Annotated in this window: 21 protein-coding genes and 1 riboswitch; of the genes, 5 read left to right on the top strand and 16 right to left on the bottom strand. The window is 45.4% G+C overall.

The features are described from left to right. Nucleotides 1-58: 58 nt before the first annotated feature. From K3F53_RS05400 to K3F53_RS05370, 7 genes are all read right to left on the bottom strand, one after another. Nucleotides 59-739: an ECF transporter S component gene (locus K3F53_RS05400; RefSeq protein WP_057899501.1), complete on the bottom strand. Its 681-nt coding sequence runs from the start codon at nt 737-739 to the stop codon at nt 59-61. Next, nucleotides 718-2,400: an ABC transporter ATP-binding protein gene (locus tag K3F53_RS05395; protein ID WP_057899502.1), complete on the bottom strand. Its 1,683-nt coding sequence runs from the start codon at nt 2,398-2,400 to the stop codon at nt 718-720. Before K3F53_RS05395 ends, K3F53_RS05400 begins: the two co-directional genes overlap by 22 nt. Next, a complete protein-coding gene (locus K3F53_RS05390; RefSeq protein WP_057899503.1) occupies nt 2,382-3,260 on the bottom strand; it encodes an energy-coupling factor transporter transmembrane component T in 879 nt (292 codons plus the stop codon). The genes K3F53_RS05395 and K3F53_RS05390 overlap by 19 nt, the downstream gene beginning before the upstream one ends. After that, a complete protein-coding gene (locus K3F53_RS05385) occupies nt 3,257-4,045 on the bottom strand; it encodes a DUF4430 domain-containing protein (RefSeq protein ID WP_057899504.1) in 789 nt (262 codons plus the stop codon). Before K3F53_RS05385 ends, K3F53_RS05390 begins: the two co-directional genes overlap by 4 nt. 22 nt (nt 4,046-4,067) lie before the next feature. Then, a complete protein-coding gene (locus tag K3F53_RS05380; protein WP_057899505.1) occupies nt 4,068-7,586 on the bottom strand; it encodes an S-layer homology domain-containing protein in 3,519 nt (1,172 codons plus the stop codon). 198 nt (nt 7,587-7,784) lie between these two features. After that, nucleotides 7,785-7,985: riboswitch (cobalamin riboswitch) on the bottom strand. A 125-nt stretch (nt 7,986-8,110) separates the two neighbouring features. Beyond that, nucleotides 8,111-8,920 (bottom strand): Cof-type HAD-IIB family hydrolase, encoded by an 810-nt coding sequence (locus K3F53_RS05375; RefSeq protein ID WP_057899506.1) that lies wholly within the window; start codon nt 8,918-8,920, stop codon nt 8,111-8,113. Between the two features lie 26 nt (nt 8,921-8,946). Further along, the gene (locus K3F53_RS05370; RefSeq protein WP_057899507.1) at nt 8,947-9,933 is read right to left on the bottom strand and encodes a 2-hydroxyacid dehydrogenase; all 987 of its coding nucleotides are present in this window, start codon (nt 9,931-9,933) and stop codon (nt 8,947-8,949) included. 165 nt (nt 9,934-10,098) lie between these two features. On the opposite strand from K3F53_RS05370, the gene K3F53_RS05365 reads away from it, so the two are divergent. The 3 genes from K3F53_RS05365 (at nt 10,099) to K3F53_RS05355 (ending at nt 12,664) form a co-directional block, all read left to right on the top strand. After that, nucleotides 10,099-11,868 carry a UbiD family decarboxylase gene (locus K3F53_RS05365; RefSeq protein ID WP_057899508.1) on the top strand — a complete coding sequence of 590 codons (1,770 nt, stop codon included), beginning with the start codon at nt 10,099-10,101 and terminating at the stop codon, nt 11,866-11,868. A 71-nt stretch (nt 11,869-11,939) separates the two neighbouring features. After that, nucleotides 11,940-12,377 carry a hypothetical protein gene (locus tag K3F53_RS05360; RefSeq protein WP_057899509.1) on the top strand — a complete coding sequence of 146 codons (438 nt, stop codon included), beginning with the start codon at nt 11,940-11,942 and terminating at the stop codon, nt 12,375-12,377. Continuing rightward, nucleotides 12,365-12,664 (top strand): YxcD family protein, encoded by a 300-nt coding sequence (locus K3F53_RS05355; RefSeq protein ID WP_057899510.1) that lies wholly within the window; start codon nt 12,365-12,367, stop codon nt 12,662-12,664. The genes K3F53_RS05360 and K3F53_RS05355 overlap by 13 nt, the downstream gene beginning before the upstream one ends. Before the next feature lie 144 nt (nt 12,665-12,808). Here the strand turns inward: K3F53_RS05355 and K3F53_RS05350 are convergent, their stop codons facing one another. Continuing rightward, nucleotides 12,809-14,176 carry an ammonium transporter gene (locus K3F53_RS05350; protein WP_220559657.1) on the bottom strand — a complete coding sequence of 456 codons (1,368 nt, stop codon included), beginning with the start codon at nt 14,174-14,176 and terminating at the stop codon, nt 12,809-12,811. Nucleotides 14,177-14,502: 326 nt separating this feature from the next. Here K3F53_RS05350 and K3F53_RS05345 point away from each other — a divergent pair, with 326 nt between their 5' ends. Beyond that, entirely contained in the window at nt 14,503-15,441 is a 939-nt protein-coding gene (locus K3F53_RS05345) for a phosphatase PAP2 family protein (RefSeq protein ID WP_057899512.1), read from the top strand. 149 nt (nt 15,442-15,590) lie between these two features. Here K3F53_RS05345 and K3F53_RS05340 read toward each other — a convergent pair whose 3' ends face one another. Together K3F53_RS05340 and K3F53_RS05335 are read right to left on the bottom strand one after the other, a co-directional pair. Then, nucleotides 15,591-17,261: an ABC1 kinase family protein gene (locus tag K3F53_RS05340; RefSeq protein WP_057899513.1), complete on the bottom strand. Its 1,671-nt coding sequence runs from the start codon at nt 17,259-17,261 to the stop codon at nt 15,591-15,593. A 155-nt stretch (nt 17,262-17,416) separates the two neighbouring features. Further along, nucleotides 17,417-17,962, bottom strand: coding sequence for a helix-turn-helix domain-containing protein (locus K3F53_RS05335; RefSeq protein ID WP_057899514.1), 546 nt, complete (start codon nt 17,960-17,962; stop codon nt 17,417-17,419). A 248-nt stretch (nt 17,963-18,210) separates the two neighbouring features. Between K3F53_RS05335 and K3F53_RS05330 the strand changes: the two genes are divergently transcribed. Further along, nucleotides 18,211-18,627 (top strand): DoxX family protein, encoded by a 417-nt coding sequence (locus K3F53_RS05330; protein ID WP_057899515.1) that lies wholly within the window; start codon nt 18,211-18,213, stop codon nt 18,625-18,627. 99 nt (nt 18,628-18,726) lie between these two features. On the opposite strand, the gene K3F53_RS05325 is transcribed toward K3F53_RS05330, so the two are convergent. The 6 genes from K3F53_RS05325 to phaQ form a co-directional block, all read right to left on the bottom strand. Then, complete coding sequence (locus K3F53_RS05325) at nt 18,727-18,966, bottom strand: group I truncated hemoglobin (protein WP_057899516.1); 240 nt, start codon at nt 18,964-18,966, stop codon at nt 18,727-18,729. 215 nt (nt 18,967-19,181) lie between these two features. After that, complete coding sequence (gene mtnA, locus K3F53_RS05320; protein ID WP_057899517.1) at nt 19,182-20,243, bottom strand: S-methyl-5-thioribose-1-phosphate isomerase; 1,062 nt, start codon at nt 20,241-20,243, stop codon at nt 19,182-19,184. Next, nucleotides 20,240-20,941 carry a class II aldolase/adducin family protein gene (locus K3F53_RS05315; RefSeq protein ID WP_204244838.1) on the bottom strand — a complete coding sequence of 234 codons (702 nt, stop codon included), beginning with the start codon at nt 20,939-20,941 and terminating at the stop codon, nt 20,240-20,242. Before K3F53_RS05315 ends, mtnA begins: the two co-directional genes overlap by 4 nt. Before the next feature lie 412 nt (nt 20,942-21,353). After that, nucleotides 21,354-21,797, bottom strand: coding sequence for a MaoC family dehydratase (locus K3F53_RS05310; RefSeq protein WP_057899518.1), 444 nt, complete (start codon nt 21,795-21,797; stop codon nt 21,354-21,356). Between the two features lie 97 nt (nt 21,798-21,894). Next, a complete protein-coding gene (phaP, locus tag K3F53_RS05305) occupies nt 21,895-22,467 on the bottom strand; it encodes a polyhydroxyalkanoic acid inclusion protein PhaP (RefSeq protein WP_057899519.1) in 573 nt (190 codons plus the stop codon). Between the two features lie 75 nt (nt 22,468-22,542). After that, complete coding sequence (phaQ, locus tag K3F53_RS05300) at nt 22,543-22,974, bottom strand: poly-beta-hydroxybutyrate-responsive repressor (RefSeq protein WP_057899520.1); 432 nt, start codon at nt 22,972-22,974, stop codon at nt 22,543-22,545. Nucleotides 22,975-23,303: the final 329 nt, after the last annotated feature.

Below are 23,303 nucleotides of genomic sequence, written 5' to 3'. Positions count from 1 at the left end.
TGTTCTCCTTCAACATGGGGATAGGCAAAGGTACATCTTATCAAAGGCACGCCTTCCATTAAAGCAAAGCATATTTTCGTCGAAAACGCAGCAAAATTTTCGTCCAGCTTGTCCCAAACACGGCAAGAAAAAACACATTGGACAAAGCATGTGCAAGATCGAAATAGAAACTCTGCGCATAAGCGACGACAACCAATTGCCAGCTGAATGCATCCGGCAGGGCAATCAAATACCATATGTTCATGATCCACCCAAACAAAAATCCCCATACGAAACCAAATGCCAGCAACCCTAGTCGCTTTTTCATCCACCACGTATCTTTGAACCAACCTGCCGTCACACCAATCATGCCCCAACAAAACATTTGCCATGGCGTCCACGGCCCCTGACCAAGAAAAACGTTAGAAATAAGAGCGGCAACCGCGCCAATGACAAATCCGGCCTCCGCACCGAAAACGAGGGCAGATACGATAATGACAAACGAAGTCGGCTGTACGCTCGGTAAAGGCGCAAAAGGGACGCGCCCAACGGCGGCGATAGCCGCTAATACGGCAAGCAGTACCAATTCCCGCGCTTCAATATGCCTCCGTTCAAACTTAGCAAAAAACGGAAGCAAAGTGACTCCAATGAATACGAAACTAAGCAATAAGTAGTGTTCGTCCGTAAACGCGGACGAAAGCGCAAGAATGGTCAAAAGGAGAACGAGACTAACCAAAATTAACCGATGAGAACGCGCCATCTGTCCATCACATCCTCATAGGTTAACGCCTCCGGCCAATACTGCCGCACTACGCGATTAATAGCGGTCGTATAAAAATAATTTTCACTGAAAAAAACAGAAGGTTCAGCTTCTGTCGTAATCGCCCCATCAAACAGCAGAGCGCAGCGGGAAGCATGGCGCGCCGCAAATTCGATATCGTGCGTAACCATTACGACCGTCATACCCTGCGCACGCAGCGTATCAAGCAGCTCAGCAAAACGCTCTTTGACCAATGGGTCCATTCCTTTCGTCGGCTCATCTACAAGCAGGATGTGTGGCCGTGATAGCAGTATCAACGCAAGGGCAACCTTTTGCTGCTGTCCCCCGCTTAAATCATGTGGATGTTTTTTCAGTACATCTTCTATTTCTAAAAGCGATAAGAGATAAGAGATTTCTTCCTCAGGTCTCTCGCTCCCCACATAATCCGCCATATACCACAACTCTTCTTCCACAGTATCATGAAGAAAATACAGGAGAGGATTTTGCGCCAAATATCCAATCATGCGATAGCGCTCCGCTTCTTTTATCTTATGAACTGAGCGGCCCCTTAGCCATATGCTACCGCGCTGCGGTACAAGCATCCCGCCCATCACTTGCAGCAGCGTCGATTTTCCCGTGCCATTCCCGCCCAAAATAGCAAGAAGCTCTTTTTCATATACAGTAAGTGTAAGCTTTTGCAAAACCGGAGGTAATTCCTGTTTATACTGAAAAGCAATATCGTGACACTCCAGGAATATATTTGAGTTACAATCAGCAACATGTGAAGCGGAAGAAGACAAAGTTGGCCTCCTTTCCGTTTCATTCATCACCGCTTGCAACCACCGTTTTCCCTCACGTACCGTTAAGGGGATCGAAGAGGATAAATCATTGCTTTGAGCGCTTAAATACAAACGGGCAACAGAAGGCAAGTAAGAAAAATACGCAGTATCCTGCCGCACTGCGATTTCCCGGCTCATTTCTTCGGGTGTTCCCTGATATTTCATTCGCCCGTGCTGTAGCATCAACACCCGATCTGCAAGCGGCAATACTTCTTCTAACCGATGTTCACACATAATGACAGTAAGCGAAAATTCATCGTTTATTTGACGAATCATTTGCAGAAACTCGCGGGATGCAACCGGATCAAGCTGGGCCGTCGGCTCATCCAGCAACAAAACACGCGGCTGTAATAAAAGGACGGACGCCAGATTTATCATTTGCTGTTGTCCACCGGAAAGTTCATGTACCGGCATATATAATAAACGTTCCAAACCAAAAAACTGCACGATTTCAGCAAGGCGCTTACGCATTACCGGAACCGAATATCCTAAATTCTCCATCGAAAAGGCAAGCTCATGCCAAACCGTATCCATCACCATTTGATTTTCTGGATTTTGCAAAACCATTCCAATTTCAGCTGCAGCTGTCATGTCATCTTGTTCCACTAATGATTTTCCATTGTATAAAATTTCTCCTGTTCGTGTTCCTACGGGCATTAGCTCCTTTTTAAAATGACGCAGTAAAGTTGTTTTCCCGCAACCGGATGGCCCGCACAGCACAATAAACTCCCCTTCCGCAACGGTAAACGAAATATCGGAAAGAGCGGCTATCTCTTCATCTGGATAGCAAAAAGTCAAGTTTTTCACTTCAAACGTTGCCACACTTTTCTCTCCTTTCCTTCTATCCACAGCGGAATGAGCAAATATATGCAAAAAACAACATAGATGACCGTTTCTGCGGGGGTCAACAGAAGATGGCCAAGTCGCGGATAAATGGGCAATACACCATAACCTATTCCCCATCCTGCTATACAAACGATACCAGTGACACCAAGCGCAAGCAGAACCGCCCAGTCCCTGCGTTCCATACGATAAGGAAAATAAAAACTGCGCTTTGCAGTGCCATATCCGCGCCCCTTCATGGAATCGGCCGTTTGCAATGCCTCTTCCAACGACCAGATTAATAGTATGTGCAGCAGCTTCATTCCATCGCGCGCCCGTTTTGCCAGAGATCCATGGTAGATAGAAACTCCCTTTGTCCGCTGAACCAGGGCAATCTGATACAGCCTGCGCCTAAGCAACGGAACGAAGCGAATCGCCATCATCGCTAACAAAGTCGTTTTCGGAGCAAAACGGGAGAAAAGATACATGAGCTTATCTGTCGTAATAACATAATGATAAGATAAAAACGCTAATAAGATGACCAACACCGACAGCATCATCGTACATCCATATACTACCGCCTCCAATGTAATCGGTCGCTCAAGAAAATAAAACAAAATGTGCACACCACGTTGTGAAAAAAGCGGATTTAATACAATCAAAGCTCCGCCAAGCACCAAATATAGCGAAAACAAGCGGCGTAATTGTTGACTCCGCTTATGCAAGACGTTCAACACAAGAAGCAACACCAGAGCGGTGAGTAAAAAAATGGGGTGAAAGAAAAGCATGGCAAATACAATGACCCCTGTATAATAAAAAAAACACGGAACGGGGTGGAAAGAGGCAAAGCCGCCGTTCATTCCAGTTTCGCCCCTAAATCCCGTCCTAAATCAACGGTATATAGCCACTCAATTTTGTCGCCGGCTTTAACCGGAAAAATACCGGCGCTTTTATTCGGAAAAACCCCGTTTACCCGGTACATCCAACCGCTTTTGCTTCCCCTGTCAAATTCGTATAGATTGTCAATTCCTTCTACGTAGGCGGTCGCTTTCACGCCCCGATATTCCATCTGAATCTTTTTCTCTCGCGTAACCCGTTTGAGCACGTCAAGTACAGTATCGCCTTCCTGAATTTCAACTTCGGTTGGCGAAAGTATCGTTCCCCGTTCCTTATCCGCTACAATAGAAAAGGAGACCATTTTTTTAGCGGGGGAGGTTTCGCTAGCCTGTTGTGCCTTTTTCGTTTTCGCATGATCGACCGTCGCTTTCGCAGCCGCTTGAACCGGTACTGTCCGTTCTGCCGCTGCGACTGCTTTCGTTGTTTCTCTTTCCTGTTTCTGAGAAGAAGCATTATTTTTTTCTTTTTCCTGTTTTTGCGGTATCGGTTTGGATTGTGATGGATGGTTCATTGCCGCAGGTTGGGCCGTTTGGGCCTGGGATTCGGATAAAGCGGGAGCCGACGCCTGTGCGGTCGGCATTTGCTCGGCCTGTTTTTGCTCTGCCTGCTGTGTTAACGCAGATGTTTCCACCGCCTTTCCGGTATTGGCTGGCGTATTGGCCGGTGCTGTGCTACAACCAACAAGCAAGCTCAGCACGATAAGAACCCGAGCCAGAAAATAGAGTTGTGTGTTTCCTTTTTTAAGCATAAAGCGCCCTCCCTTGAAACATTTATTTATTCATTTTTTCATATAATTTAATGGCAACAACAGCCGCCATTTCCCGTGTAACGGGAACGTCCGGATAAAAAGCGTCGTCCGCTCCAACCATAATCTTTTGCTCGCGAACCGCCTGTATATATGGCAAAGTCTGCCTGAACGCCCGGTCATTGTCCCGGAAGCTCGCCTGTTTCAAAGCGGGAGACAGCCCAAATGCTTTTGCAATCATAACCGCCATTTCCTGACGGGAAACAATTTGTTCAGGTTGGAAAGAAGAAGGGGTAACCCCTTGAACAATTCCTTTTTCTCTTGCTTTCATAACATAACCGTAATACCAATTTTCCGGTGTAACATCCATAAAAACTTGTTTTGCCTCAACCGCAGGCATTTCATTACGCAATTTCATCAATAACACCGTCAACTGCGCCCGTGTCATGGCCTGTTTCGGAGCAAAACGTTGTTCCACCTCGCTAACGCTTTCCATCAGGCCCTTCTCATACGCTTGATACACAGCCGCCATCGCCCAGTCAGAGATCGCCCCCTCGTCTACAAAACGCATTGGCGTTGTATCTGTGTCAAAGGTAGCCTGGGCTTGTGTTTCCGTTATTTGATAAAGCTTTTCTTTTCCTGTTAGGAACCGATCATACGCTACTAGCGCCATAAGCGCCTGCTCAGTTGCCATTTTATCGGCCGGCTGGCCGATAAAATGGGCGTATCCGCCATCCGCTTGTTTAAAGCGGAATAAACTGGTCACGACATCTCCTTCCTCTTTCACAAATCTTGCATCTTTCGGATCGATTCCAACTGAAGCAAGGGCAATGATAACCTGGGAGACACTTTCGCTATTTTCATCGCCGAACAGTTTATAGCCGCCATTTTTGAGCTGAACCTCAGAAAGCCATTGTACCGCTTTGTCAACCGCCTGTTTTACGTCTTTTTTCTCTAAATATGAAGACAAGGCAGTAATGGCCATCGCTGTAATATCGACGTTGCTTTCCTCTCCTTTTACAAGCGGAAAACCACCATTTGGATTCTGCTGCTGCACCAACCAGTCGATCAACGTATTTCTTGTCCATCTGGCATGATTAGGAATTTCGTATTTACCGCTATCAAAAGCTAACAGCGCGAAAATCGGCCCATTTGTTCCCTGAATGGTCATATGCTCATGATTGTAAATTTTCTCGATTAAATTGTAACCGCCGATGCTGGCTGGATTCCCTCCTGCTGCTTTCACGGCTAGGGCAATGCGCTCATAATCGGTTACTTTGCGAAATTGTCCATTTTTCTCTCTAAGCATTTTTTCGATGGAGGCAAGATAGCCCGGAGGGAGCTTGCGGCCAGCGCGGGCCAGCGCGAACGCTCCCCATTCAGTAAGATTACCATCGCTTGCGTTTGCGAGAATTCGTTTACAAAGAGATTCAATCTCCACATCCAACGATGGAATGGACTGTGCTGTCTTCTCTACTTTGCTGCGATCGATCACCGCAAATTTTGTGAAATGATCCACTTTTCCGATAATAATACCTGTTTTCGCATCCAATACTGCGGGGATCGGAATCCACTCATTTTTCTGCTCGTCCAGCCATGCCAATACAAGAGCGTGTAATTGCTCCGTTTCGATAGGAATTTTTATCATAATGTATATCGATTTGTTAAACTTCGTACCATCCGGCCCGAAATCATATATCCCAGAGACAAGCTCCGGACGTTGAACCATCTGTTCGGTAATCGTGAGCGAAGTTGTTTTGGATAAAGCTTGCGCTGGAACGATGAGTTGTACTTCATCCATATTATCTTTAATTACGCTTTCGACAGCGGCTGAAACGGACTGTTGTAACGATACCGTATGATTAGCCAACGATTGCTTTATCTGCTCCGCTTGCCTGGCATCCATTCTTTCGGCAGCATTTAGCACAACCGTCGTTGTGGCCACTTTGCTTATCGGCTGTGTATTATTCGGCGTAAGACCAATACGGTTAAGTTCATTTTCAACATGCGCCGGAATGGAAAATGTTCCATCTTTGTACGTATCCGCAAGAAAATACGCACCTAAATCCTTGCCGAGATCAAGCGTATAGCGCCAGGCTACAACATCCCCATCTTCTAACATATAAATGCCTGCACTGTAATTGGGAAACCAGCCGTTAACCGAATACATCCAACCGCTCTGCGGACCGCGATCAAACTCCCCCAGCCCATCAATGGCTTCTACGTACAGCGTCGCCCCGGAACCGCGAGATTCTACTTTATTGCCTAACATACGCCGGAGAACGGTATAGGCTGTGTCCCCCTCCTTCAGCTCTACCGACTGAGCAGGCAAAATGACGCCGCGCTGACTATCCCCGATTACGGATAGCGTAATTGTTTTTTTTACAGGAACAGGTGTATTCGGGGGCGTTCCTCCTTCAGGCGGTGTTGATCCATCGGGAAGCGGCGACCCTGGTTCCGTTGGAGGTTTTTCCGATGTTGGTGGTGAAGGCTGAGCCGCGAAGCGATAAAGCGGAGATTTCCCCTTCGTAAATAAATCATATGCTACCAGCGCCTGCAACGCTTGTTCCGTAGCCATCCTATCCGTTTTTCCGCCCGCTACATGGACAAAGCCTCCGTCCGACTGCCGGTATGAAAGTAAATGATGCAACAAATTTTTTCCTGATTTTGTGAAAGCGGCTGAAGTCGGGTCTATGCCATTCGCGGTTAAAGCGATAATCACCTGGGCTGTAGTCTCGCTCGGCTCCGTTACGTCCCCCAAAAAACGAAATGTGTATCCGCCCGTTTCATTTTGTTGAGCCGATAAATAAGCAACCGCCTTATCAACAACCGTTTGCACTTCAGGACGGTTTTTGTATGGCGCAAGAGAGGTCAGCGCCATCGCCGTTATATCGAGATTGCTTTCGGCTCCGGGCGAAAGCGGCCAACTTCCGTCCGCATATTGATGTTGCACAATGTAAGCAATAAGCTTCTCGCGATTCCATTGCGCATCTTCAGGCGTTTTGTAATCTCCGCAGTCAAGGGCGATTAAAGCAAAAATCGGTCCGTTGAGCCCTTGGTTTGTCATGCGAGAATTGTTGTAAATTTTTTCGATGAAGTTATAGCCGGCGATTGCGGTCGGATCACCGCCTACCGCTTTGACCGCTAAAGCAATTCGTTCATAGTCGGTTACTTTACGGTACTGTCCTTTTGCGGCCGCGACCTCCCGTTCTATGCTTTCGAGATAGCTTGCCGGAACCGCTTGTCCAGCGCGCGCAAGCCCGATTGCTTCCCATTCAGATAGTTGATTATGGCTCAGGGCATACTGACTCGCTGTCTGAATCGCCTCTTCAATGCCAACAGAATGGCCAGTAGACTGCTCTTGTACGGTTACTGTATCAGGAGTTACTGTAGTATCGCTCCCCAAATCTCCTCTTATTTTTGGTACAATAGAAGCATAAGCCGGCTTCGGTTGAAACCAAGAAAACCCTAACACTGTAGAAATAAAAAGAAAGAAGATCGTGAATAAAGCAAAATACTTTTTCCATGTATTTCTGAAACCCATTTTCTCATTACCCCCTTCGCTCTTAAAGAAATGTCAATGCACAATAACAAACAAAGCCACCCTTATACAAGGGTGGCCTCACATACAATGAAATGTTGCAATAACAAACAATGGAACAATACAAGAAAAAAAGCATACAAAAGCCCAGCTGTATTGTACACTGTTGTCGTTTCTTTATTCTCACCCCCCGAAGAATCAGAAACATCTTAGAGAAAGGCAGGTCTCCTGGCTCATGGATCATCGCTTCTCCATACCTTCCCATTTCATCACAGAAACAGTGGCGTATATTGCTGGAGTCACTCCCCATTTACAGTGGCGGGACCGCGTCGGATTTGCACCGTTCTTCCCTTTTAAGCAAAAAGCACACAGGCAATTTGCACCTTTCCCCGCTCTTTATTCAATTTTTATTCTTATGATACTGTCTCGACGCTTTTTTGTCTATAATATTTTAACATTTCAAGAAAAAATTTGTATAGAATGCATATTTTCTCAACATGAACAGCGAAACGATACGAAGGAAGTCTTTATACGCAGTTTTTCATCCCGAACACAAGACGCTGCAAGGCTTCCGCCACGCCGCTTTCATTATTAGAGGCGACGATCAGGTCGGCTTTTTCTTTTACGTCCTCCGGTGCGTTAGCCACAGCTACTCCGATTCCCGCCATAGTAATCATATCAAGGTCGTTATAATAATTACCGATAGCGATCGTATCGGCCAGCGAAATATTTAAATATTCGGCAAGGTTACTTAGCGCCGCGCCTTTGGAAGTCGCTTTATCAATAATATCGATATAAGACGGACCACTGCGGAGCGTCCGCACCGGCAAATTCATCGCAGCAAATTCATCGTACGCTTTGTTAAGCTGTTCATCGGTGCCAAATAAAGTGAATTTAACCAGCTTATCCTCCACGGTTAACATATCCTGAATGAGTTTTGGCTGTGCGAGGTATTTTGCGTACATCCGTTGCACGTCTTCGCGCTCCATGCTTTCCGTATACATATCAAATGCGGTGCAAAAGTCCATGTGAATATTTTCCCTGCGACAGTACTCCACCACACCTCTCAATGATTGCATAGAAAAACCGTTTTCCTGCAGAATTTCTTTCGTTTTGGAGTGTGTAGTAACCGCGCCGTTATGACAAATAAAATAACCGTGAATGCCGATTTCTTCAAGAATCGGAAGCACGCTGACAGGCGCGCGCCCGGAACAAAGCACAATTTGTACTCCTTCCTCTTCCGCTGCTCGCAACGCCTTTTTGTTTTTTTCTGTAATCCGGTAGTCGTCTGTAAGTAGCGTTCCGTCGATGTCAATTGCAGCTAGTTTGTATGCCATATATTTCACCATCCAGAATCTTTTCTTTATAATAATGATGCATAGACATCGGGATTCGCCGTATATCTTAACCGTTCGCCTTTTACGCCTAGAAGCACATTTTCCGCCGCTACCATCGCCATGCGGAGACGTGTCTGTACAGTTGCACTTCCAATATGAGGCAATGCTACGACATTATCGAGCGAAAGTAAGGGATGCGAAGGAGGAATTGGTTCTTTTTCAAACACATCAAGCCCTGCTGCCCAAATTTCTTTATTAACCAGCGCCCGATAAAGCGCGTCCTCGTCCACGTTCGTGCCGCGGGATACGTTAATAAATGTAGCCGTCCGTTTCATGCGAGCAAACTGTGCTGCCCCCATCATATAGTACGTTTCTTTTGTGGCTGGCGTTAGCAATACCACATGGTCGGATTTATCCAGCAATTCCTCCAGCGAACAATATACGGCGCCGAGCTTTTCTTCTGCTTCCAGGCGCCGTGTCCGGTTGTGGTACAAAATACGCATATCAAACGCCTTGGCACGACGGGCGACCCCTTCCCCAATGCGGCCCATTCCGATAATGCCAAGGGTCGAACCATACACCTCCTGCCCTGCCATAAACATCGGCGACCAATTCTTCCATTTCCCTTCTTTAATGCAAGCCATTCCTTCACCCAAGCGGCGCGCGGTAGCCATCAATAAGGCAAAAGCTAAATCCGCCGTCGCTTCCGTAAGCACGTCCGGCGTATGTCCAACACGTATGCCGCGCTTCGTCGCTTCGGCAATGTCGATATTATCATAACCCACCGCCATCGTGCTGATGACCCGCAGATGCGGAGCGGCATCCATTACTTCTGTATCAATCCGATCGGCCAGCATAGAATACAAGCCGTGGGCATCTTTTATTTCTTTAAGTAGCAATTCGCGCGGCATTACCTTGTCTTCTTTTTCCCAAACATACAAAGACGCCGTGCGCTCCAGAAGCTCCAATGCCTGTTGCGGAATTTTCCTTGTTACAACGATTTTCGGTTTCATCAATGCTCCCGCTCCCTCCCCTTTTATTCTTTATCTCATCATATCATAGATTTTCCGACGCATTTTCATAAAGAATCGCTTTTTGCATAAATTCATGTGCAGTAGACACGTAAACCATGTACAATAGGCAAAGAAGAACAATTTAAGGCAAGGAGAACGCATGATATGCACAGCAATTTACGAAGTTTTATCGAAATGCTGCGAAGGGAAAAAGACATCGTGGAAATTTCCACGCCGGTTGACCCGTATCTGGAACTTCCGGAAATTCACCGGCGCATTATCGCTGAAGGTGGACCCGCGTTGCTGTTCACCAACCCGAAAGGCAGCTCATTTCCCGTCATCACGAACCTGTTCGGAACGGAGCGACGCGTAGAACTTGCATTCGGACCACGTCCGGAAAATTTAGTGAAACAATTAATTGGTGCAATGGATAAGCTATTTCCGCCGAAACTGAGTGTGCTTTGGCAATACCGGGCTCCGTTGCTTGATGTGGCCAAAACCGGGTTACGCACGGTTCCCAACAGCAAAGCCCCGGTGCTGGAAGTCGAAGAAAAAGAAGTAGATCTACACAAACTTCCCGTGCTTACAGGCTGGCAACTCGACGGTGGGCCGTTCTTTACGTTACCGCTCGTTTATACCGAACACCCGGAAACAAAAGAGCACAACCTCGGCATGTACCGCATGCAAGTACAGAAAAAAAACCAAACTGGTATGCACTGGCAAATCCATAAAGGCGGAGGGTTTCACCATCATGAAGCGGAAATCCGCAATCAGGCTTTACCTGTAACTGTTTTTCTCGGTGGACCACCAGCGCTCATCGTCACGGCGATTGCGCCACTGCCGGAAATGCTACCGGAATTAATTTTCACCTCCTTCCTGATGGGCGACAAGCTGGACGTCACACAAATCGACCACCATGCGCATAAACTAATCGCTCAAGCAGAGTTCGCATTCTGCGGTGAAGTGCCGCCGCACGTGCGCCATCCGGAAGGGCCGTTTGGCGACCACTATGGCTATTACTCGTGGACACATGATTTCCCTGTGTTCAATATAAAAAAAATGTACCGCCGCAAAGACGCGATCTATCCGGCGACAGTAGTCGGCAAACCGCGCCAAGAAGACTACTTCATTGGCGAATATTTGCAGCGTCTGCTGTCACCGATTTTTCCAGTCGTTATGCCAGGCGTCAAAGATCTGTGGACATACGGAGAAACAGGCTTTCACTCCCTAGCCGGGGCCATTGTGCGTGAAAGCTACTACCGGGAAGCGATGGCTCACGCGTTCCGCATCATGGGCGAAGGCCAGTTGACGCTGACAAAGTTTTTGATGCTGACTGACGTACCGTGTAATCTGCAAAACTTCCCGCAATTCTTGGAGACGATTCTCTCGCGTTTCAATCCGCAGCGCGATCTGTTAATTGTACACGACACGTCCATGGATACGCTTGATTATACAGGCCGTAAATTCAATCACGGCAGCAAGGCGATCATGCTCGGCATCGGCGAACCTATCCGCGAACTCCAGCGAGAATACCGTGGGGAGCCATTGCCCGGGATCAACAAAGCCAAGGCTTACTGCGGAGGGTGTCTTGTCGTATCAGGTGCCAGCTTCGACGCGGATGAACAGCTGCCCGCCAAGCTGGTAGAACATGCGCAGCATAAACTACATGACTGGCCGCTTGTCTTCCTTGTTGACGATGTGGATGAAATCATAGACCAGACGACGTTTCTATGGACAACATTTACCCGTTTTGACCCGGCGCATGACGTATACGCAAAAACAAAGCTTAGCCACAATAAAGTGCAATTTGAAGGGCCTATTATTATCGATGCTCGCATGAAGCCATTCTATCCAGACGAACTCGTGCCGCGTGAAGATATTACCCAGCTTGTCAATCGTCGCTGGAACGAATATTTTCCGCGCAAAAATTTTTGAAACCTTTTTGCGGCCATCCCGTATAGAGTATATGTAATCATTATGGATCTTTTAGAGAGGGGGATAATACAATGAAAAAGTTTCTTATGTTGTTTATGGCTGTCGCGTTAGTTTTTAGTGCAGGCACTTTTATAAACGCTGATTACGCCAGCGCAAAAGGAAAGAAATCGTATAACTCGGGTACGAAAAACTTCCAGCCGAAACAGGATCAAAACTCCAATATTTCTAAACCTAATTCTAATAACGTAAACAGCCCGGCGAAAAATACGGCACCGACAAAAGCGCCAACTCCGCAAAAAAGCGGCGGATTTATGAAAGGGCTTCTGTTTGGCGGTTTGGCGGGCTTCCTGCTCGGCGGATTGCTCGGAAACTTGGGCGGATTAGGCGCCATTCTCGGCCTGCTAATCAACGTGCTGTTCGTGGTTATGGTCATTGTACTGATCCGCAAAATCTACGTACACTTTAAAAACAAACAAAAAGAGAAGGAAGCTCATATATGGAGAAATTAAAGCTATCCGAGCAGGAGATCGTAAACGCGCTTTGCCTTTATATTGCGGACAAGAAACAGATCAGCCCGCACGATGTAAGCATTGAACTCATGTGGGATGATGAGTATGGTTTTTCTGCTTCCGCTACTGAAAACGGCCATACACAAATCCTGATTCAAGCAAACATGATTGAAGCGATCCGTTTCTATTTGCATCATGAACTGAATCGCGATCCGTTCGCAGCCAGCCTAGAACTCGAATTGGATGATGAGGAAGGCATTATCGCGTTTGCAACATACCGTTCATAATAAAACACGCGTTTTATACTATTGATTGTAAAAACAGGGTGTGGAAACACTTTCTGTGTTTCCACACCCTGTCTCTATTTTTTCATTCATTGCTTCCTAATGTCTAGCCTCCGCGTCATCGTAGTGTGCTTTTCCTTTCTTATATCATTCCGCACGTTGCTGTAATCTCATATCAAGCGTACGTGACAAGGTTTTCGGATTTATTTCAGCGATATATGCTGGCTTTTCAGCTGATTCCAAATGTTCCGGGTATCCGTAGGCACCGTGTTCGCTCAAATCCAGACCGACTATCTCTTCTTCCGGCGTTACGCGCAATCCTATCGTAGCTTTCAGTGCATAGAGAATAATAAAGCTTATAAGCGCAACGTATACAGCCGCGCCTAGCACACCGATTATTTGCACATAAAATTGGTGAAAGCTGCCGCCATAGAATAATCCAGCCTGACCAATTCCGGTGTACTCGACAAGACGAGGAGACGCGAAGAAGCCGGTGGAAAGCGTGCCCCAGATGCCCGCCACACCATGCACAGAAAAAGCAAATACCGGATCATCCACCCCTTTACGTTCGAAATAAAGAGATGTAAAAAACGTCAGGACGCTGGCTATCGCGCCGATAATGACCGCCGCCCATGGTTCCACGAACGCGCATGCCGCGGTAATAGCCACCAGCGCCGCTAACACACCGTTCAACATGCTCGTAATATCCGCTTTCCCCAATACCGCTCGCGCTATGAGCATGGCCGCAATGGCTCCCGCGGCTGTCGCAAGGTTAGTTGTCAGCGCAATATACCCGAAGAACCCGTCTTTTACCGACATGGTCGAGCCAGCATTAAAGCCGAACCAGCCAATCCAGAGAATAATAACACCCAATACGGAATACACCTGGTTATGTCCCGGAAGAAGATTCGGTTTTCCATCTTTTGTGTATTTGCCAATTCGCGGACCGAGCAACAATGTAGCTACCAGCGCTGCCAGCGCGCCTTGCAAATGCACAACCGTAGACCCTGCGAAATCTTGCATGCCCATTTCGCTTAACCAGCCGCCTCCCCATACCCAGTGACCGATTACCGGGTAAATAATCGTCGTGAACAAAATACCAAATACAAGATAAACGGAAAATTTAGCCCGTTCCGCAAACCCGCCCCAGGCAATCGCCAGAGATACCGCAGCAAATGCCATTTGGAATAAAAACTTCAGCGCCAACGGAATATCCGCCCACGAAAGGGAGGCAAACACTTTGTCCTCGCCTTTCGCTCCCGTTTGAAGCATCCATCCACTCCATCCGATAAAACCATTGCCTTCCCCGAATGTAACAGCAAATCCAGCAAACCAAAAGAATAAACCCGCGATTGCAAAGCTAATAATTTGCTTCCCGGCAATATGACCAGCATTTTTCATTCTGGTAGAACCTGCTTCTAAAAGCGCAAACCCCATTTGCATGGAAATGACTAAAATTGCCGCTAGAAATACGTATGATGCATCAACCCAGTTTAACAGTGTTCCTGCATTCATGTTCCCAGCCCCCTAATGTTAGTTTTTATTACATAATATTATACAAAACCACCTGTCTTGTGCAACTTATGTCATTAAATATAACATTAATTATCTTTTATTCTTACCGTTTACATAGCTTTTTTCTCTTTTTTTCGTATTTTTTCATAAATTCATAGCTTGAAAGCATATTTATGTAAAGTAATGTTATTTTACTTTACATATTTATTATTTTCCAACTTTATCATTTCCAATAAAACAAGTAGCGAGCTTTCAATCTTTTTCAGTATAATGAGTTGAATATTAACGTTTTGTAAATAGAATATTAAAAATTAAGAGGTGTAACTATGCTACAACATACAGAGGGGTTGCTTCACCGCATCACGCGCATGCCTGTTGCGCGGCGCATTTTGCTTGTTATCTGGCTGGTATTGGCAGGGATCATCGTCTGGAATATCTCAACTGTAGAAAATTGGATTATTTTCAACTGGATCTTCTTAGGATTGTTACTGCTCGATTTCAAGAAAGACCAAAAGCCAATTAACTGGCTCGCTTTCCTGCCCAAAGGCGTTCTTCTGCTGTTTATTCTTTATTACATATATCGCTATGCACCGTATATCTGGTATAAACTCGCTTCATGGGAAATGAAAAACATTAAACATATTTTCAATTGGAACCACTTGTTTCGTAGCATTCCTTTTAATGATGCGTCTTTCGTCCGCATCTACCAGCCGGAGTGGTTGACCATCTTCCTGCGTTGGGTATACGGATACGGTTTCTCGCTGGCATTATGGGTAGCTGTCATCCGTAGTTTTCTGACAAGAGATACAGGGAAAATGCTTCGCTATGTGCTCTCCAGCCATACGTTCCAGCTTCCGATTATTGTGCCATTTTACACAACCGTGCTTCTTCAAGAGGTGTGGTACGTGCTCGGTCATCCCGATGGAATGGCACGCAACTTCACGCCGGAGCAAGCAGCCGTCTGGTCACTGAATTGTTTCCCAAGCATGCATACGTCCGTTTCATTTGCCATCTTGCTTCTCGCCTTAAGGGAAAAGGGAAAAATCTTCCGCCGGCTTATGGTAACGTATTGCTCGCTTATTATTTTTTCAACCATGTACCTTGAAATTCACTGGGTCATCGATGTAATTGCTGGCATGATACTTGGTTGGGGAACGGTAAAAATAGTGGATAAACTATATGAAAAATGGGGAGAACGCGCGGTTAAAGAGAAAGGCGCTACAGTCGAAGCAACAGTATTAAAACGTGACTTACAAAATAATTAAAGATGAGTACCATTTTTCACCCTGAAACTCCTCCAATCCCTATCTTCTTCCCATAAGCTTGGTTGCCTTTTTTGCTTACGAAACAGATTCGTTTCCAATCCCCCCTCCTGGCGGTGTGCTTCCTTGCGAAAAAGTCAACCAAGCTTTTCCTAATTTATTCTCCGATTCCATCCTTCTCCGGAATGCTCTTTCAATAAATTTCTGACTTTACGATACGCTGAAATCCACTGCTGCAGCGCCAATGCTGTAACTCCAAAGCAAAAATATGATTCCAGCGTATGAGCGGCCAACCATAACGTCAAGCCGCTTCCCCACGCAACGATCGTAAAAACAAGTGTCGCCCTCTGCTTCGTTCTGTAATGTTCAAGCCAGCACGCGATGTCTGCCTGCTTTCGTTCCCGATACTCTTTTTCTATCGACGAATCAATCCAACGGTTTATCTGACGAGGTAAAGCGACCATTTCCCGGGCAACATCCCGGAGTAATTGGCCGAGCAGACGACGGTTATCCAGCCACATCTCCTGTTGATTAAGCCATTCCGAAACGACCGGACGCCCCACTTCTATAAAGTCAATATCCGGCTTAATCGTCGTGAGCACGCCGACAATTGTGCTGAATGCTCGTCCAAGAAACGCATATTCCGCAGGAAGCTGAACCGGTTGTAACCGCACAAATTCCTGAATCTTAAGCTGAATTTCTTCCAGTAATTCGTCATCCAAGACCTCAAACACCCGGTTAAAATACATTTCAAGTCCATGTTGCAAGGCGAGCTTCACCTGTTCTTTGTCAGCATGTGGTGCCAAAAAATGCAAAGCATCAAGCGCCTGTACCATCAAATCGTAATCCTTAAGCACCACAGCCTGAATCAGAGTTTGAATATGCTTGCGCGATTCCTGCCTAATTTCCCCTACCATTCCGAAATCAAGCAATACAATCGTGCCGTCAGGTCGGATAAAAATGTTTCCCGGATGCAAATCAGCATGAAAAAAGCCGTGAATAAGCACCTGTTGCAAAAACATGTTTGTCAAGCGCTGCACGATATCATCACGATCAATTCGATGCGCTTCCAAAAATGCGTGATCGGTAACTTTCGCTCCTTCCACCCATTCCATCACAAGAATCCGCCTCGTTATCCATTCTTCGTAATAGTGAGGCACCTGCACTTTATCGTCCCTTTCATACATTTGGGCAAAGCGTTTGGCATAGGCGTGTTCTTTACGAAAATCCAATTCGCGGGAAACAGTGCGCTCCAATTCGCGGTACAATGCGTCCAAATCCATTGTTTTTCCAAGGCGGGTAAATCGCTTTGCCAGACGAACAACGACTCTGGCAGCCGCTAAATCGGCATCGATAATTTTTTCGATGCCAGCGCGTTGTACTTTGATCGCCACTCGCTTTCCATTTTTTAAATACCCTTCGTACACTTCACCGATCGAAGCAGAAGCAACCGGCTTTGCTGACAGATTAGCAAACAGGTGATCAATCGGCTGATTGAGCTCCTTTTCAATAATCGCCCGGCTTTTCTCCCACGGCACCGGGGGCACGCGGTCTGTCAAATCCGCCAGTTCTACGGTAAACGCGCGTGGCATAATATCGGCGCGCGTGCTTAAAAATTGCCCCATTTTAATTAGCAATCCGCCAAGGCGAAGCGCCGTCCGTTTATACTCACGAGCCTGCTTTGCAACGAGCGCTTCCCACCGCTCCTGAATATCCGCTCGCTCCCCGTTCCGGTGTGTGCGTTGAAACCACCACACCTGAAGAAAAAAGCGCACTGTCATCGATACAATAACAAAAATACGATAGTAACGATTATGAATCATACCAAATCTCCTGCTTTCTTCTTCTCCCTGAAATTATACATCTCGGTACTTATACTTTTCCACGCTTTCTGGCAGATTATATCAAGAAGGAAAAGGATCATCACAAATAAAAGAGGAGGAAAATAGGAAACAGGATTACCTTCATATCAAAGCGTTTAATAAATCCTTCTTCGATTTTCAATATAGTTTGAAATAAGAAGCAATGCTGATTCATCCCCAATATTCCGAACAATATGCGGTACACAAGCACACCAAGAAAAAGAGTCCCCTTCTTCTACAACGGCAACATCTTCTCCATGCTGCACTTCCAATTTTCCGCGCAATACAAGATGGCACTCTTCCCCTTCATGAGCATTCGGCTCATTCTCTTTTGGAAATCCGACCGGAATCTCGACAAGCGACAAACGTAATCCTCCTTCCTCAGCAACATGTTCAATAACTAACCCGTCTTTTCCGTATATGCTACGTTCTCGTTCGTTGTGCCGAACCACCTTCATCCGATTTTCCTTTTCAAGTAGCAGGTAAGGAAGCGGAACATTTAAAAACTTGGCAATGGTGGCTAATGTTTCAATGGAAGGGGAGGCTTTATTATTTTCGACTTGGCTCATAAACCCTTTTGATAGCCCGGTTCCTTCGCATAATTGTGCAATCGTAATCCCTTTTCTTTGACGTATTTCACGAATCGTTGCACCAATATTCATCTGCTATTACTCCTTATATCCATTACTTTTGATGTTTTGACATTTATTATGATGGGGTTACCTGATTCTTCCCTGAAACCACCAAAGGATATCCATGTATCAAGTTATATTTATATACTTTTATCTTAACAGACTTTAGTAACTTATATTAATTTTAATTTTATTTGACAAAAACCTATCGTATTTATATCATTAGTTTATCAAAAGAAAACTTTTTTTTATATAACCAAAAACGAAAGGAGTTATATATGAGCAATCGGCAACAAGTTGCGAATTTATTGATTCAAGTCATTTTAGGGATTATTTTTCTTGCTCATGGCATGATGAAATTCCAATCGGGGTTAGACGGAATCGCACAATGGTTCGCAAGCATTGGACTACCGGGGATGCTTGCTTACATTGTCGCTTTTATTGAAGTGATAGGCGGAATATTTCTCATTATTGGTTTAGGCGTCCCTTATATTGGCATGCTTTTCACGATTGTTATGGCAGGAGCGATCATAAAAGCAAAACTGCCATTCGGGCTGCTTGGTGATGGTACAAACAGCGGTTATGAATTCGAACTTGCACTATTAGCAATGAGTTTATATTTAGCTGTCGCTAACGTCAAAGGGTTTGTCGATCAGCGGATAGGAAAAAAACGGGGACATTCGGCAAACTTATAAAAGGATAAACGCTAAAAGAAGGCGAAAATAAGAAACAAGGCTCTTCACCACACAAAGTGCGCTTAACTTATGGTGAAGAGCCTTTTTACGATAAAATTTCTACGCTTCGACAATTTCTTTTTCCATCAGCATTAATTTTTCAGCGATGGCTTGAATATCTTCTTCAGACACATTAAACTCTTTCAAAGCAGCAGCCAAATGGTTAACGATCGCCATGAAATGCTCATGTTTAATATTCATACCTTTATGCGCTTTCCGCATACTTTTGCCGGTGTACTGATTCGGGCCGCCGGCGGCAAAAGAAATAAACAACGTTTGGTGGCGACGCTGCTTCTTCATATCCATATTTTCCTTTTTTTTCTACACTAAGCCTACCACAAAAGCCATGGTTTATGCTAACCGTTCGGTATTTGTCGGTTATTTTCACTTGACGCCGCTAGTTTTTTAAACTTCTGCAAACAAATACGCCTCTTCTGCTATGCGTTATTATATTCTTGCAAAACTAGAAGAGGCGTATCGCTTTAACAGATATATTTTATTAATGTTTTCGCTACTTATTTTTCAAACAAAGCTCGTAAATTTTCTTTATAAGGTGCGCGTACAATACCTTTCTCCGTAATAATAGCCGTAACAAGCTCATGCGGGGTCACATCAAACGCCGGATTATATACTTTAATATCATTCGGAGCGATTTGGCGTCCCATACCACGGATAATCTCATCCGCTTCCCGCTCTTCAATCGGTATCTCTTTTCCAGTCGGTGTATTTAAATCAATCGATGACAGCGGCGCAGCCACATAGAACGGAATATTGTGAGCGCGCGCCAGAACGGCAAGTCCGTAGGTGCCAATTTTGTTCGCTACATCGCCGTTAGCTGCTACACGATCCGTACCGACGATAACCGCCTGCACCCATCCGTTAGCCATAACTTTAGCTGCCATATTGTCACAAATCAGCGTCACATCAATGCCGGCTTGCTGTAGCTCGTACGCTGTCAAACGCGCTCCCTGTAGCACCGGCCGCGTTTCGTCGGCAAAAACTTTTATCTTCCAGCCTTTTTCATGTGCCAAATACATCGGAGCTGTAGCCGTGCCGTATTTGGCAGTCGCCAGCCCTCCGGCGTTGCAATGTGTTAACACGCCTATGCCATCTGAAAACAATGTCAACGCATGTTCGCCAATCGCGCGGCACACCGCTTCATCTTCCGCTTGAATCGCCTGCGCCTCCACAAGCAGCATCCGTTTCATTGCTTCCGGGGATTGTCCCTGCGCTGTCGCTATTTCCGCTATCTTGACCATACGATTTAGCGCCCAGAATAGGTTAACAGCAGTCGGGCGCGAAGTAGCTAGATAATCGGCCTGTTTCTTTACTTCAGCGAGCAACTCTTCCGCTGTCGCGGCCGGGAAATGGCGCACGGCCACGTACACACCATATGCGGCGGTAATGCCGATAGCCGGGGCGCCGCGGACTTTCAGGCGCTCGATAGCATCCCAAACCTGCTTGACATCTTTTAGCGTCAGGAACTCCGTTTGTTCCGGCAATTTTGTTTGATCCAAAAGTACAAGTTCATCATCTTCCCAGCGTACAGACCGGAGAGGTTGATACGTTTTTGTCATGATTGTTCCCCTTTCTTACGGCGTTGTTCAATGATTTTTTTGCCCGGATGGGCGCCTTTTAACCCATAAAACGAACGAGAATCTACAAGCTTATCTACCTGTTCGTCAGATAATTCCCTTACGCGCCCAAGCATGCGCGCAGTAAATAAAATCTTGGCACACATCTCCACCGATTCCATTTTAAAAAGCGCTTCCGTAAGCGTTCGTCCCATGGTAACAGCGCCATGGTTGGATAAAAGAATGGCGTCGTGCTCCTGATAATATGGACGAAGCGTGGACGGAAGTTCATCTGTACCTGGCATGCCGTACGGTGCAAGCGGAATTGTCCCCATTGTGACAATCAGCTCAGGCATCGCCAACTGGTCAAGCGGAATGCCAGCTACCGCAAATCCCGTTGCCGTCGGCGGATGAGCATGTACAACCGCCTGCACATCTGGTCTATGTTTGTAAATATCAAAATGCATTGCGCTTTCCGTAGACGGACGCCCTTCTCCTTCAATTACCTCACCTTCAAGGTTTACAAGAAGCATCGAACTCGCGCTCATAAACCCTTTGCTCACACCGCTTGGCGTAATAAGCACGTGCTTCTCATTGACCCGGACACTAATATTTCCATCATTAGCGGCCACGAATCCACTCTGGTACAAGCGGCGTCCCACCTCGACCATTTCCTCGGCCAGTTTTACTTTCTTCATCATAAAGAGCAACATGCCTCTCCCCGATGGTATAACAAAAGAGGCATACGCTCTCCACCTCCTTTTACTCAAGTACAGGTCATATTATGTATAAAAAATCAACATATGAAATGCGGAATAATCGCAACCCATTTCGGGTAGACTAGTAGAAAATAGGTGAAAATTACACTTACCTGAAAAAAGTCTTTACTACTCATCTCTCATTGTTCACTCATTGAGTATACGTTGATATAACCCGAACTGCAAGAAAGGAGAGGAAAGCAATGGAAGCGATTGACTGGAAAGATTGGGAATTTCCTAGCGTCTATGAAATCACTTTGCTACTTGCACAAGCACGCGGTGAAACAGAGTAATTTTTGTTCCAGCAAAAGAACCCGGCTATTTGTTCCGGGTTCTTTCATTTTTTCTCATTGTTCTACTTCATTTTCATGACAACAGCTTCACCTTCGACAACGGTGATGCCGTTTTGGTTCACCAAAGTAGTATGCAGTTTGATAATCTTTTTGTCATCCCTTTTCTCAACCACTTCAGCAATCACACGAACGGTATCACCAATTTTGACAGGCGCTTTAAATTTTACATTCTGTGATAAATAGATAGTATTTGTCCCCGGCAATTGCGTGCCCAATATGGTGGAAATAAAGCTAGCCGTCAACATTCCATGCGCAATTCTTTCCTTAAAAAACGTCTTCTTGGCAAACTCCTCATCCAAATGAATCGGATTTACATCGCCGGTCAACTCCGCAAAAGCCACAATATCCTCGTTCGTAATTGTTTTGCTTATTTCCGCCTTGTCCCCAATGTTAATATCCTCGTATGCTCTTTCTACTACATGCTTTGCTTTTTCATATACATCCATTTTCTTTTCCTCTTTCTTTACGTATTTCTTTTTATTTTGACATCTTTCGACAAAAAAACAAGGAAAATCCCCCGAACAACGGGGGGAAGAGAAAATATTATTTAAACATGTTAATGGTATTATTTTTGTTTGCCTCTAAAGATTCTAGCAAGCCTTTTTGGGTCATTTTTACCTGTTGCAAGAAATTATCCATTAATGCCTGCACTTCATCACGCGTTTTTTGTTGCTGAGCAAGCAAGTTTTTGAAGGAAACCTCCAACTGCTCCTGCGATTTGTTCACGACATTCAGACTGGCTTTTCCCGGTGTCCACGTGAGCTGCTGAATACGCTTTGCGATTTCATCAAGACGCTGCGCCCATTCTTCAAACGTTTTGCCCAATTGTTCACCGCCAACATTTTTCATGTTATTCTGGTAGCTTACTTTTGCATCTTCGAGGAATTTCTTCATTTCCTCTTCCACCTTTTCAAGGTTCTCTGTTGTCTTCTCCCAAATTTCCTTTTGGCGCTCAAGCGTCTGCAGCATCAAATTTTCCATCTCGCGCTGGTAGGCATATACCATCTTTACGCCGTTCATCCAGCCATCCCACATCGTATCAATCATGCTTGCGCCGCCCTGGTTAGCCGCCTGCACTGCAACAGGCTCTTTTTCTGCTTTTTTGTTGACTGCCATCTCAATTCCTCCTTAAAGAAATGAGTAAAAGAAAAGTGTATATGGTAAGTGCAGCATGCTGCAGTACCGCCGTTATTACTTTTTCTCTTCTTTTTCCGCCTTGTTTTTCTCTTTAGGGGCCAACATGAAGAATTGGGTGTACATATCAAAGAAACGATCCAGCATGGTCTGGTATTGCTCCAGCGAAGCGGCCCACGATTTTAAATACTGTTCACCAGCATCCGTCAGCGAATATACCCGTTTAGCTGGTCCTCCTGCTGACGTGTCCCATTCGGATTTCACCATTTTTTCTTTCTCCAGCTGCCGCAACGTCCGATACACGTTTCCCTGATCAATGGAGGGAAAGCCAAATTTAATCAGTTGCTGAATCAGTTCATAGCCGTGCACGTTCCAACCGCGCAGGCTTAACAGAAGGAACGGAACCATTAAATTCTTGGGCGCACTACTAATCGGCTTTTCTTCTTTGATTTGGGCTCCAGAACGAGCTTTTTCATCACTCGCAGACATGTGCATCACCTACAAATCTGTAAATATCTCTTATATGTAATTTACACCTATAAGAAATTTTTGTCAAACGTTTCCGTTAATTTTTTCATAAAGTTTTTATCATGACTAATAGAATAGGTCATAGAACCTAAACTATAAAATGAAATTTTTCCTTTCAGTTCATAAAACCTTCATAAAATCTTTAAAAAAATATCATAATTTATCGAATGTTTTCATTTGAGTTTCATTACCACCTTTACTATACTTTTACATGAAATGTATTTTTCATACATAAAAATTCCTCCTTTACATACATATAGTGAGGTGGAAAAATTTAATTCCAAAGAGGA

The sequence above is a fragment of the Aneurinibacillus thermoaerophilus genome, assembly GCF_019603355.1.
Classification (GTDB): domain Bacteria; phylum Bacillota; class Bacilli; order Aneurinibacillales; family Aneurinibacillaceae; genus Aneurinibacillus; species Aneurinibacillus thermoaerophilus.
Note: the sequence above shows the minus strand (reverse complement) of the source record. Positions and strands in the feature narration are given on the sequence as shown.